The organism is Treponema sp. TIM-1, from assembly GCF_046533115.1.
Taxonomy (GTDB): domain Bacteria; phylum Spirochaetota; class Spirochaetia; order Treponematales; family Breznakiellaceae; genus JAIRMO01.
Window position 1 is genome coordinate 1 of record NZ_JAJQRC010000060.1, and the last position, 12276, is coordinate 12276.

Annotated in this window: 10 protein-coding genes; 4 read left to right on the forward strand and 6 right to left on the reverse strand. The window is 56.4% G+C overall.

Annotated elements, in window-relative coordinates; translation table 11 throughout:
* The first annotated feature begins 247 nt into the window (after positions 1–247).
* Together LQZ21_RS14075 and LQZ21_RS14080 are read left to right on the forward strand one after the other, a co-directional pair.
* Positions 248–1780, forward strand: coding sequence for an ATP-binding cassette domain-containing protein (locus tag LQZ21_RS14075; RefSeq protein WP_411045165.1), 1533 nt, complete (start codon positions 248–250; stop codon positions 1778–1780).
* Between the two features lie 28 nt (positions 1781–1808).
* Positions 1809–3044, forward strand: a complete 1236-nt coding sequence (locus LQZ21_RS14080) for an ABC transporter permease subunit (protein WP_486401696.1) — start codon at positions 1809–1811, stop codon at positions 3042–3044.
* A 48-nt stretch (positions 3045–3092) separates the two neighbouring features.
* Here LQZ21_RS14080 and LQZ21_RS14085 read toward each other — a convergent pair whose 3' ends face one another.
* The 4 genes from LQZ21_RS14085 to LQZ21_RS14100 all read right to left on the reverse strand — a co-directional run bounded on the left by LQZ21_RS14085 (position 3093) and on the right by LQZ21_RS14100 (position 8727).
* A complete protein-coding gene (locus LQZ21_RS14085) occupies positions 3093–3740 on the reverse strand; it encodes a DUF3786 domain-containing protein (RefSeq protein WP_411045180.1) in 648 nt (215 codons plus the stop codon).
* A gap of 1 nt (position 3741) precedes the next feature.
* Positions 3742–5667, reverse strand: a complete 1926-nt coding sequence (gene acsV / locus LQZ21_RS14090; RefSeq protein ID WP_411045167.1) for a corrinoid activation/regeneration protein AcsV — start codon at positions 5665–5667, stop codon at positions 3742–3744.
* 34 nt (positions 5668–5701) lie between these two features.
* Positions 5702–7834 carry an acetyl-CoA decarbonylase/synthase complex subunit alpha/beta gene (gene acsB, locus LQZ21_RS14095; RefSeq protein WP_411045168.1) on the reverse strand — a complete coding sequence of 711 codons (2133 nt, stop codon included), beginning with the start codon at positions 7832–7834 and terminating at the stop codon, positions 5702–5704.
* A gap of 122 nt (positions 7835–7956) precedes the next feature.
* A complete protein-coding gene (locus tag LQZ21_RS14100; RefSeq protein ID WP_411045170.1) occupies positions 7957–8727 on the reverse strand; it encodes an ATP-binding protein in 771 nt (256 codons plus the stop codon).
* A 135-nt stretch (positions 8728–8862) separates the two neighbouring features.
* Between LQZ21_RS14100 and LQZ21_RS14105 the strand changes: the two genes are divergently transcribed.
* Positions 8863–9363 (forward strand): DUF2147 domain-containing protein, encoded by a 501-nt coding sequence (locus LQZ21_RS14105; RefSeq protein WP_411045172.1) that lies wholly within the window; start codon positions 8863–8865, stop codon positions 9361–9363.
* 53 nt (positions 9364–9416) lie between these two features.
* Here LQZ21_RS14105 and LQZ21_RS14110 read toward each other — a convergent pair whose 3' ends face one another.
* Positions 9417–10193 (reverse strand): PilZ domain-containing protein, encoded by a 777-nt coding sequence (locus LQZ21_RS14110; RefSeq protein ID WP_411045174.1) that lies wholly within the window; start codon positions 10191–10193, stop codon positions 9417–9419.
* 245 nt (positions 10194–10438) lie between these two features.
* Here LQZ21_RS14110 and LQZ21_RS14115 point away from each other — a divergent pair, with 245 nt between their 5' ends.
* A complete protein-coding gene (locus tag LQZ21_RS14115) occupies positions 10439–11452 on the forward strand; it encodes an FAD:protein FMN transferase (protein WP_411045176.1) in 1014 nt (337 codons plus the stop codon).
* Positions 11453–11521: 69 nt separating this feature from the next.
* On the opposite strand, the gene LQZ21_RS14120 is transcribed toward LQZ21_RS14115, so the two are convergent.
* The coding region (locus tag LQZ21_RS14120) for an Rpn family recombination-promoting nuclease/putative transposase (protein ID WP_411045177.1) at positions 11522–12276 on the reverse strand (755 nt) is incomplete at its 5' end.

Here is a 12276-nt window from a genome sequence, read left to right on the forward strand (position 1 = left end):
CAGAAACAACATGACCGAATGGTCATATTGTTTCTTTATTGCGTAAGCAATTAGAATAAAATGCCCTGCATTTTATTCTTGCGCGGGTCCTACCTATTCGAGCCAGTTTCAAAACTCAAAGTATGGGTTTTGAAACCGGCTCTTTCGTATATTTCTTTTTTCAGTATATTTTCTTTCTCTCATAATTAATTTATACTAAAGCGGTTATTGATAGGATTTATTATTCTGGATTGAATTGAGGCGGATCATGGACGGGTATGGCGAGTATATTCTTGAGATCGAAAACCTCACCAAGGAATTCCCCGGGGTTCTGGCGTTGGACAATGTCAGTCTCAAGGTGAGGCGGGGGGAAATTCATTCCCTCTGCGGGGAGAACGGCGCGGGAAAGTCTACCCTGATGAGCGTCATCAGCGGGGTCTATCCCAAGGGGGACTATAAGGGCAAGGTCTTCTATAAGGGAAAAGAGACCTTCTACCGGAATGTCAAGGACAGTGAACGGGAAGGACTGGCCATTATCCATCAGGAACTGGCCCTCAGTCCCTACCTCTCAATATATGAAAACATCTTTCTGGGCCACATGGAGACCCGGTTCGGGATCATCCGGTGGGATAAATACATCCGGGATTCAAAGAAATACCTGGACCGGGTGGGGCTCCACGAATCCCCCGAAACCATCGTGAGCAAACTGGGGGTGGGAAAGCAGCAGCTGGTGGAAATTGCCCGGGCCCTTTCCAAGAAGGTGGAACTCCTCATCCTGGATGAACCCACCTCTTCCCTCAACGACGATGAGAGTGAGAAACTCCTCAACCTGATATTGGAGTTTAAGAAAGAGGGCATCACCTCGGTGATGATCTCCCACAAGCTCAACGAGATCCTCCAGGTGGCGGATACGGTGACGGTGCTTCGGGACGGAAAGTCGATTTCCGTTTATGACGTGAAGAAGGACAAGCTCACCGAGGAGATGTTGATAAAAGACATGGTGGGCCGGGACCTGACCCACCGTTTCCCGGAACGGCTCTCGAAGCCGGGGGATACGGTGCTGGAGGTAAAGAACTGGACCGTTTACCATCCCGACTACCACACCATCAAGGTGGTGGATAACGCCTCTTTTTACCTCCGAAAAGGAGAGATCCTCGCCTTCTGCGGTCCCATGGGCGCGGGTCGTACCGAGCTGATGATGAGTATCTACGGCGGGTCCTACGGTTCCCGGAGCGAAGGGGAGGTGTATATTAATGGAAAAAAGGTTCAGCTGCATTCGGCCCGGGCGGCCATCAATGCGGGCCTGGGCTATATCTCGGAGGACCGCAAGAACCTGGGGCTCATCCTGATTCAGAGCGTAAAAAACAACATCTCCACCGCAAGCCTGCAGGAGCTCTCCACCATGGGCATCGTGAATACCCAGCGGGAGATCCGTGAAGCCGAGCGCTACCGCCGGGATCTTTCCATCAAGACCCCTTCGATAAACCAGCTTACCCGGAACCTCTCCGGGGGGAATCAGCAGAAGGTGGTGGTCAGCCGTACCCTGCTGGCGGATCCGGATATTTTTATCGTGGACGAGCCCACCCGGGGCATTGATGTGGGGGCCAAGTCGGAGATCTACGGCATCCTGAACGACCTGGTGGGGCAGGGGAAGAGCATTATCATGGTCAGTTCGGAGCTGCCCGAAGCCCTGGGAATGGCGGACCGGATCTACGTGATGAACGAGGGGAAGATCAAAGGGATGTTAATGCACGATGAGGCAACCCAGGAAAAGATCATGCATCTGGCGCTGGTCGGATAATACCCGTAAGGAGTAACAAGGAGTAAGTATGAGTGATAAGGCTAAACAGACGGAGACCTCCGTCCCGGCACCCAAGGCTTCGCCGCAAACGGCTTCAATTCGGACCCTGTTCAGAAATAATATCCGGAATTATTCCATGTTCATCATGCTGGCGGTGATCATGATTGTATTTGCCCCCCTGACCCACGGGAACAATTTCAGTCCCCGGAACTTTACCAATATTTTCTTTCAGTACAGTTATGTGCTTATCCTGGCGGTGGGCATGGTCCAGGTTATTATCATCCTGGGGATCGACCTTTCGGTGGGTTCGGTCTGCGCCTTTGTGGGGGCCATCAGCGCCATGGTATACAACACCGGGGTAGGGATGCCCCTGACCCTTTTGGCGGCCCTCTTCATCGGGCTCCTTATCGGGGCCTTCCAGGGCTTGTGGGTGGCCTACGCCAAGATCCCCGCCTTCATCGTTACCCTGGCGGGGATGCTCCTCTTTCGGGGGCTTACCTACCTCATCACCAATATTAACCCCATCAGCTTAAAGGACACCGGCTATTCCCATCTTGCCACGGGCACGGTGGATGAGGTCCTGGGGCTGGAGCCTATCGGGGGGATCGCTCCCGTTGCCCTCATCCTGGGGGTCCTCCTCCTCGTGGTCTATGTTATTGCCGAGATCGTCTCCCGGCGGACCAAGATACAGAACGGCTTTGAGATTGCCCCCATGGGCCTCTTTATCGCCAAGCTGGTCCTGATCGCCGCCCTGGTCCTCGGTCTTGCCCAGCGTTTCTCCGCATACCGGGGGCTGCCGGTGGTGGTGGTGGTACTGGGGATAACGGTGTTTGTCTTCAACTTCATCCTCCGGAATACCGTCCTGGGCCGGTATATCTATGCCGTCGGGGGTAATTCCCGGTCGGCCAAGCTCTCGGGGATCAACTCCGAATTCATCACCTTTGTGGTGTTTTGTATCATGGGGATTTTGACGGGCCTCGCCGCGGTGGTCTCCACGGGGTACATGAACAGCGCCCTTCCCCAAGCGGGGAACCTCTTTGAGATGGATGCCATCGCCGCCTGCTATATCGGCGGGGTCTCCGCCTCCGGGGGTATCGGTACCGTGGTGGGGGTCATTGTCGGGGGCCTGGTGATGTCCGCCATCAATAACGGGATGTCCCTGATGAACCTGGGAACCCACTACCAGTACGTGGTCAAGGCCCTGATCCTGCTTCTGGCGGTGTTCTACGATATCTACACCCGCCGTAAAGCCGGCTTGGGTTGATACGCCTTGGTTCGGTTAATTTCTTGGGGTATATCGGATATCTAGTCCTCAGGGATTTTTCGATAGTTCCTTGAGCCGGGCGATGACCACTTCCCCCACCACGGCAAGGTCCTCGGCGGTAAAGGCAAACACAAAATTGTCGTCAAAGAGGATCTGGGCCGAAGGGGGGAACTCGTCGTCCCCGGCCCACAGGAGAAGGCTCATAAAAAGGCCGGTGATAAATTCAAACCGGTACCCCACATCCCCCTGGTCCAGGGCCTGGGCCCGCAGCGCTCCGGTGTTTTCCATAATTTTCCTAAAAGCCGCCGGGTCCCTGCCGAAGACCGCGGCAAAGCGGTTGATACAGCGGCCCCGGAAATTGGGGTAATACACCGCACCCCAGGGAATCTCCCGGTAGGAAAGCTGTTTGCCCCGGCCTTCAAAATATTTTCCTTCACAGAGATACCGGAGGACGAGGATCTTTTCCCCGGGGTTTTGCAGTTCCTTCCCCGCCCCGTCGGTCAGGCTGAAATCGGGAAAAGCCGCCCGGTATTCGGTTCCCATAAGGCGCAGGGAAAAGGCCGATGCATCCCGGTCAAAGGGAAGACCGCAGCGTCCGGCGATTTCCCCGGGCGTCAGGGTCTGATAAATCGCCGTATAATGGAAAAGGGGGGCCCTGTCTTTTTGGTTTTTTTCGTAAAGCCCCCTGGTATTCATCTTATGCAAAGAGGTTACCGTCGGTGTGGGGCAGGAAGCAGGCGGCGACGAATTCATCCATATAGCCCGGATGGGAGGAGAGTTCCAGATAGGTCATCCCCCGGCTGATCTCCGTAAGCTTTTGGACGGCCCCCCGGGAGCCGGCCATGGCGTAGGCTCCCAAAAGGGAACTGTTGCCGATATAATGGTAGCGCTCCAGGGGGAGCTTGGGGAACATACCGATCCGGATGGCGTTTTCCACATTGATGCCGCTGCCGATACCCCCGGCGATGTACACCTCCTCGATAGCATCCATGGTAAAGTCCAGGCTGACCAGCATGGTCCTGATGGCGGAGAAGATCGCCCCCTTGGCCCGGACAAAGTTGTCGATGTCCCCCTCGGTCAGCACCAGATCCCGGCCGGTTTCCGTTTCTCCGGCAAAGGCGGCGATGTAGCCCGCCATACCCCACTCGTCCCGGAGGACCCGTTTACCCTCCCGGATGAATTTTCCCCGGGCATTGATGATCCCGCAGCGGAACAACTCCCCGATAAGGTCGATAAGCCCGGAGCCGCAGAGCCCCGCGGGCTTTTGCCCGGCAGCGCCGATGATCCGGGGGGCCGGTTCCATGGTTTCCCGATCAATGCCGCAGGCTTCGACCGCCCCGTCGGTGGCCCGCATGCCGCAGCCGATGTCCCCCCCCTCAAAGGCGGGGCCCGCGGAACAGGCGCAGGCCATAAGAAAATCGGCGTTCCCAAACACCAGCTCCCCGTTGGTTCCCAGGTCTATAAGCAGGGAAAGGGCCTCCTTTTTGTACACCCCCGAGGAAAAGGTCCCGGCGGTGATATCCCCCCCCACATAGCTGCCGATACTGGGAGCCGGGATTACCTCCGCGTCGGGGTGCAGGCAAAGGCCCGTATCGCTGCCCCGGAGGGTTCCCCCTTCAAAAAAAGCCGGCACATAGGGTTCCAGCCGCAGGTATGCCGGGTTAACCCCCAGGAACAGATGGGTCATGGTGGTGTTGGCCGCCACCGCGGCCCGGTAAATAGCATCCGGGCTGATTCCCCCCTTCCGGCAAAGGGCCTGGATGAGGGGAACCATACATTCCTCAAGCACCGCCCGTTGCAGCCGTTCCAGGCCGCCGGGACGGGTACTTTCGATGATCCGGCTGATCACGTCCGCCCCGTAGCGGATCTGGCCGTTCCCCGCAGAGCCCAGGGCCAGGGGCTCCCCGGTCAGGAGGTCCAGGAGGAGGATGGACACCGAGGTGGTCCCGATATCTATGGCAAGCCCGGCGATGACCGGGTTAGAAGGGCCCCGGGGAAACACGTTGAGGATCAGGTCTTCCCCGGCCCCGTGCCTGAGGACGCAGCTTACGGAAAAATCCCCCTCCCGCAGGGCGTCGGGGAGTTTCCGTTGGGCGTAAAGGCTGAGACCCAGGGGCGGGGCCCCTTCCCCCCGGAGGGTTTCCAGGACCGACAGAAGCCGTTCCCGGTCCGCCATGGGGTTCCCCGGATCCGGCCGGGACAGGGTAAGGTCAAGGATTTCCAGGCCGCTGTCCCCGATGAAACCCAGGGCGCCCAGCTCCTCCCGGAAGGCGGAAAACACCGCCTGTTCCCGGTCCCCCGCGCTTATCTTGATGCGGTTTTGATAGGCCAACGCGCCGGGGGGGACAAAAACTACCATATCCGACCGGATTGCCGAGGTGCAGGCAAGACGGTACCCCTGGGCATAATCTTCCCTGCTAATATGCCGGGTTTGCCCGCTTTCCGATTCCCCGGAAAGCACCTTTACCCGGCATTTTCCACAGGTACCGTTCCCCGAACAGGGCGCGTCCAGGGGGACCTTCGCTTGCTTTGCCGCCTCCAGGATGGTTTCGCCGGCGGATACGGCGGTGCTCCGCTCCTCATTACCTTCGGCCCGGAATACTACGGTATACTTATTACTCACTTCCCGCTCGAATTATCCGAAAACTTCGGCCTTCCTACATGATGGCTTCCATGGCAAAGGCGGGATGATTTTTTTCCGTCAGGAAGGCGACCACCGCTTCCACATCAGTGGCGATGGTTTCGTCGCAGATCATATCCGCGAAATTATCAATCCCATACAGTTCCTTGGCGGTTCGGTTGATCCGGGGGGCCACCTCGGTTTTCAACTCCTGGGGCATCCAGACTATCCGGGACAGGCCCCCTTCGGCGCTGACGAATTTTTTGGAGGCGATAAAGTGCCGTCCGTGCCCCATAAAGCCCGGGGTCTGTACCCCGCCGCCGGTCATGGAGGCAAGCTCCCCAAAGGTCATTCCCGTGGGGGTAATCCCCTTGTATTCCCGGTTGACCACCACCACGCCGTTCGCCTCGGGCAGGATCCCACAGATACACTCAAAGCAGCCGCAGCTGGTCATGGGGTCTTCCATGATAGAATAGAGGGTCACATTGTTTACCGCCCCGTGGGTGGCTTCTTCCACGGCATTGTTCACCGAGGTATAGACCCCCTTCTTTTCATCTATCACCCCTTCCTTTGATATGGGCTGACAGGGTCCGGTGGGGGTGAGTTCCTTGGTGGCGCTGGCGTCCAGCCAGGAAACCGCTCCGCAGAGCCCGAGCCGTTCCGGGGTGATCACGCAACAGTGGGCCGGCGCGAAGGACTGACAGAGGATGCAGCTGTAAAAACTGTCCACGCTTTCGTCGGTCATGGAGGCCAGCCGGGAATCCCGGGCCTCGTATTTGGGGAGGGCCTCTTTTTCCAGAATCTCCTTTACCCGGTCATTATCGGTGAAAAGGGTCACCTGGCATTTATCCACCACCGTCCCGAATTCATCCATGAGCATCACATAGACCACTTCCCCCAGGTCTTTAAGGCGCAGGCCCTTTTCATAGGCCTCTTTGCCGATCCGGATACGGAAGAGGTTCCGCTGTCCCGTATGCATGACCCCTTCGATGTAGTTGAACCAGTGGTGGATCTTCCGCTCCAGGACCGGTTCAAAATCGGTACGCATCTTGGCCCCGGCCACTTCCACATACACCGCCAGGGACCGGTTAACGGGAGGGCTGCCCTCGTCGATGTCGGGCCCGACCACGGTGATCCTATGGTCCTCCACGGAAGCGGCGTCCTTCATGGTGACCAGCTCACAGGTAAGGTTCTTATCCGAAGCGAACTCGGCGTACATATCGTTTTTGCGGATAATCTCCCCCTCAAAAGCCGCCGCAAAGGCCACGGGGATGGAAATTTCCTTTACCTTGATCTTGATATTCCGCAGTTCCAGGGAATGTTTTACGGTTTGGTCGTAATCCGTAACCGACTCCAGGGCGCCGGGGATCTGCAGATCCCCGATATCCTGATCCACGATCACGGGGAAACCCAGGGCTATAGCCCCGGCTCCGGCGGCAACCACCACCTCATTCAGGGGACCGAAGGTATTCACAAAAGCGGGAACCCGTTCCTTGGTATAGGCCAACAGCCCCGGAAGGTCCCCTTCTTTGATGTTACCGAAGATCAACGCCGCCCGGATGGCTACGGTCACCACATGGATCACCGAGGTTACGTCATACCCCAGGGGTACCACCCGGAATTCCAGTCCCACCTTAACCCCCGCGGCGCTTACCTGATCGATGACCTTGCCCACCAGGAAGGTGAGGAGCCCCTTGCTCTGGTAATCCTTTACCACCTTTGCCACCGAAGCGGGATCCGTTGCCTCCCCCAATACCACCGCGACCCCGGGAATATCTCCGGTAACCAGGGGCACCCCCAGGGAACGGATGATGGGGTCCGGTACAAACCCAATCCCCGGCTCCTTGCCATAGGGATCCGGCTCCAGGTATTTAAGGCCCTCAATGATCTCCGCCCCCACCGCGGTGGCGAGTCCCGCATTCAACGCTTCCCCCAGATCTTCCTTGCCGGAAATGAGGCTCTTCAGCACCCCCACGCAGGCGGTCAGGGTTTCCAGTTTTTCCACCTTTACCCCGGTAGCGGTAAAAATAGTGGGGAAAAAGTAAGCCGTATCGGGAAAGGCGATCCCCTTATCCGCCCCGTATTTTTCAATCGCGCTTTTGACGGCCCCTTCGGTTAACCCCGCCACGGCATTCGCTCCCGCATAAATAAGATCCGTTAAAGCACCCATAGTCTCCCTCCAAATCTCGTGATTTTTTAGCTTTCTTCGTGAAAGCCAATCGAAACGGTTTCAAAATTCGGATGGTTTTGCCGCCGCCTCGGTTAAAAACAATACAAGCTTTACCGGTACGTTCATAAGTCGAGTTTTTTAATGATCTCCGTCATGCCCTGTTTGACCGGGGATGTTTCCGGCAGGCTTATCAGGGGTTTTCCCGCCGCATCATACCGGTAAACCTCCTCATCCTGGGAAATGACCCCGATAAGGGAAAGATTTTGGGCCTCAATTTCCTCTTGGATTCCCGCCTCCAGTTTTCCCTCCGGGGCGCGGTTCACGATGAGCCATACCTGGGCTGCTTTAAAATCCAGTTCCTTGATCATACCGGCTATCCTGCCCGCCGCCTGGATACCCCGTCGGGAACAATCGCTCACGAGGAGAATAAGGTCCACCGGGGGTAGGATCCCCCGGCTTATGTGTTCCAGCCCCGCTTCGTTGTCCACCACCAAATACCGGTAATTGGTATAGTATTTTTTGAGCTGCTCCCGCAGCACGTCGTTGACATAACAGTAACAGCCCTTCCCCTGGCTCCGTCCCATGACCAGCATATCGAAATGGGCTTCTTCCACCAGGGCGGAACCGAATTTGAAGTTGACATACTCCTGTTTGGTCATTCCCACGGGAATGGGGCTGTTTTCGTCTATTTCAGACCGGGCCAGTTCTTCCCGGATCTCCCCCAGGCTAATCGGCCGTTCCACCCCCAGCACTTCGTTGAGGTTGGAATTGGCGTCGGCATCCACCGCCAAAATCGGCCCTTTCCCCGTATTGACCAGATGATTAATAAACAAACCGCATAGGGTGGTTTTACCCGTACCCCCCTTACCGGCCATGGCGATACTATAGGTCATTTTTTACGTCCTTTGTTCCTTATAACCTTTATATCACTGTACCTCCACTTATGGCTCCCGTCAATAGGTTTCTTAAGGCCCCCTTTACTAGCATCCGGCGGCCGTGTATCCTTATCTTATGGATAAGGAGGAGCTATGAAAAAAGAAATCCTATTAGCTGCGATCTTTGTCTTGATCGTGGGGGTTTTTCTTGCGGCGGATCCCGTGGAGGGGTACTGGGTCAGCGTGGACGATAAAACCGGTAATCCCACCGCGGGCTGGCAGATCTACCAGAGCGGGGGCAAACTTTACGGTAAAATTCTCGGTGTCGTGGGGTATCCCCCGGATGTTAAGGCTGATAAATGTAAGGAGTCCTATCCGAATTTTCCCGTGCCGGGGAAGGTAAACCAGCTCCCCGTACGGGGAACCCCCTGGATCTTCGGCTTGACCATGGACAAGCCGGGCCAGTGGAGCGGCGGTAATGTCGTGGACCCCGAAACCGGCAATATATACAAATGCCGGATCACCTTCCGGGCGGCGGACGGCAAACGGTACAAGGTCGATACCCTGGAGATGCGGGGCGAGATTGGCCTGGGAATAGGCCGCAGCCAGTTCTGGAGGAAAAGCACCCAGGCGGAAGTGGAAGGACAGCGGTAAAGGCTAAGGCTCCGCCGCGGAAACAGGCCCCGTTAGGACCCGCGGTGGGACGCTTATCGCAGGTCCGTGTCCATCCGGGACTGTAACGTAGATTGAATAAACTTGCGGATCTTTACCCGAACCTCGGGATCGGTTCTTTGGGTAAACATGATCACGTATATTTTGATAAGCCCGTCCATACGGGAGCCGAACACTATCCCCTCGGCCTTTAATAATATGCTCTGCAGCTTGATCTGGATATTGGATATGAGGGAATTTTTTTCGATGTTAGGATCAAGCGGGAAAAAGCAGGATAAACCGGCCACGCTGATATCCTTGATGGTACCTTTTATAAAATCGTTGTTATAGGGCAGATTAATCGTGGTCAGGGCCTCGTTATCCGAAGTAACCCGGATGTATTTTCTTCTGCCCCAGGCGTCAACGGCTTTGAGGTTTTCCAGGATTTGAATAATAGATTTTTTGGTATCCGGTCTTATCACCGTATAGCCGCATTTTACCTTGATGATATCCACATATTTATGGGCCAGTGCTCCGTTGTTTTCCGAAGCAAAAATGCCGAAAGCTATGGTTGCCGTGGGGGGATCACTCAAGATTCCCCGGATCCAGGTCTCCCAGTCTTTTTCGGGCATACCATTATCAATATTTGCGAAAACAATGGAAGTGGGATATTTTTTAAGAACCCGGCGCAGCTTTAGGTGATCTCTGACAATATACACCTCTAATTCCCGCTGTATAAGGGCCGCCGCTATTTCATTTTGGACTAAGGCAGTGGGATGTAGAAAAAAAATCTTTTTTCCCGTAATATCGGTCGAGTTATTGTCATCAGCCATGGGGATATGATACCCCAAAGCGGCAGAACTTTCAAGATTGAGGTGGTTTCAAACCACCGGATTTTGGGATCGGCGGGTAGTATAACCCGAGTTACTCGGAACCCCCCGGTTCCGAATAAGTCCCGTGATGGAGGAGATATAAAATCGCTCAAAAAAGACCGGCCGGCTTTACAAGGGGCCTTTTAAAAGGCGGTTCAAAGCCCGTTTTTCCCGCTCAACCCGGGACGGTGTCCTTAAAATCCGGCATGTTGAGGCTGTCCAGGCCCCTATTTCTTTTGCTGGGGGTGGTTTTAACAAGCTGCGGTAAAATGCTGCCGGCCCGGTCTGAATTCGTGCTGGGAACCATCTGTACTGTCAATCTTTACCGGGAGGGGACCGCCCCCTTATACGCTGATATTTTCGCCCGGCTCCGGGAGATAGAGGGGCTCATGAGCTCCAATGCGGCGGACACCGAGGTGGCCCGGATCAACCAAAACGCGGGTATTGCGCCGGTAAAGGTGGGCGGGGAGCTGATTACCGTCCTTTCCGCGGCCCTCCGGTACGCCGAATTGAGCGGCGGGGCCTTTGATCCCACCGTGGGCCCCCTGGTTAAGCTCTGGGGTATTGGTACCGAACACGCCCGGCTCCCGGCGGCGGAGGAAATCCGCGGGGCCCTAGCCCTGGTTAACTGGCGGGAGGTGATCATCAATCAGGAGGCGCTGACCGTCTTTCTGCCCACAGCCGGTATGGGGCTGGATTTGGGGGCCATTGCCAAGGGATATGCCGCGGACGAGGCGGCCGCCCTGGTTAGGCGGGCGGGGATTTCCCGGGCCCTCATCGATCTGGGGGGGAATATCTATGCCCTGGGGTCAAAAGCAACGGGAACGCCCTGGCGCATCGCCATACAGGATCCCCTGGATGCGCGGGGGGCCTATCTCGGCATCCTGGAGCTTGATGGGAAAAGCGTCGTCACCTCCGGGGTATATGAACGGTTTTTCGAGGCCGCCGGCCGGCGTTACCACCACATCCTCTCCACCGCCGACGGGTATCCGGCGGACACGGGCCTCCTTTCGGTAACGGTTATCGCCGATACCTCCATCGATGCCGACGCCCTCTCGACCGCCCTTTTTGCCCTGGGCTACGACAAGGGACGGATTTTAGTTGACTCCCTGGAAAACATCGACGCCCTTTTTGTCTTTCAAGACCGCTCCATCCGGGGAACCCCGGGGGCTTTGGAACATTTTACCCTAACTAACGACCAATACCGGCTCCTGCAATAAGCCATATCCCGGGCAAAAGTAAAAGCCTTTGCCCGGATCCAGGGTCTCAACTAGCGGAGGATAGTATCATCAGGCGGACTCCACTTCTTCCATGGTCAGATGCAGGCTCTGGGCAATTACCTCCACCGAAACGCCATAGCCCTTGAGGATCCGGGCCGATTCCAGCTTTTCCCGGTAGGCTTCCGCCTGTTTTTCCTCTCGCCCCTTTTCGGCGCCTATCTGGATGCCTTCCTCTCGCCCTTCGTCGCGTCCCTCTTCCCGTCCTTCCTCACGGGCAAGCCGTTTGTCCTCTAAGACACTCTCTACCAATGCGTCAAACATCGTCTGGTACTCCTTCTTTCCCACATGCTCCTTCACCGCCTCTATCTCCTCAGCAGGTACCTCCAGCCGTTCCAATAGGACCGTGATCACATCCTTTACCAGTTTAACCATCCCCTCCGGAATATTCAATGCCACCCCCTCCCAATAGTCTCCCGGTAATCCCTTTAGCTCCTCCAACTCTTCCCGCTTCTGAATCCGGTCCACCAGCAATAACAGCGACAGGGCGTCCCGGTACCGGCTCAGGTCCTCAAAGCCGTATTTGTTTAACTCCACCAGTTCGTACTTGAAGGAGGGAATATAATCGCCAAAAACTTCTTTCAGGGCGGTACGGTCGGCGAAGTTCCGGGCGGCGGTCCAGGGGGCGGGGCCGTCGTAGAAGATCAGGGGAAGGACCGGGGGGTAGCGGAAGTCTCTGGTGGAGGTAAGGCCGGGGTGTTCCCGGTTGACCTCCTTCTCGTACTTGTCCAGGACCAGGGTGATGTACTGGAGCATCTTGAAGGGGG

Excerpts from the sequence above, each read along its gene's own strand:
- LQZ21_RS14115 (WP_411045176.1), top strand. The coding sequence starts at position 10,439 with ATGTTGAGGCTGTCCAGGCCCCTATTTCTTTTGCTGGGGGTGGTTTTA.
- LQZ21_RS14110 (WP_411045174.1), bottom strand. The coding sequence starts at position 10,193 with ATGGCTGATGACAATAACTCGACCGATATTACGGGAAAAAAGATTTTT.
- LQZ21_RS14080 (WP_486401696.1), top strand. The coding sequence starts at position 1,809 with ATGAGTGATAAGGCTAAACAGACGGAGACCTCCGTCCCGGCACCCAAG.
- LQZ21_RS14085 (WP_411045180.1), bottom strand. The coding sequence starts at position 3,740 with ATGAATACCAGGGGGCTTTACGAAAAAAACCAAAAAGACAGGGCCCCC.
- acsB (WP_411045168.1), bottom strand. The coding sequence starts at position 7,834 with ATGGGTGCTTTAACGGATCTTATTTATGCGGGAGCGAATGCCGTGGCG.
- LQZ21_RS14105 (WP_411045172.1), top strand. The coding sequence starts at position 8,863 with ATGAAAAAAGAAATCCTATTAGCTGCGATCTTTGTCTTGATCGTGGGG.
- LQZ21_RS14100 (WP_411045170.1), bottom strand. The coding sequence starts at position 8,727 with ATGACCTATAGTATCGCCATGGCCGGTAAGGGGGGTACGGGTAAAACC.
- LQZ21_RS14075 (WP_411045165.1), top strand. The coding sequence starts at position 248 with ATGGACGGGTATGGCGAGTATATTCTTGAGATCGAAAACCTCACCAAG.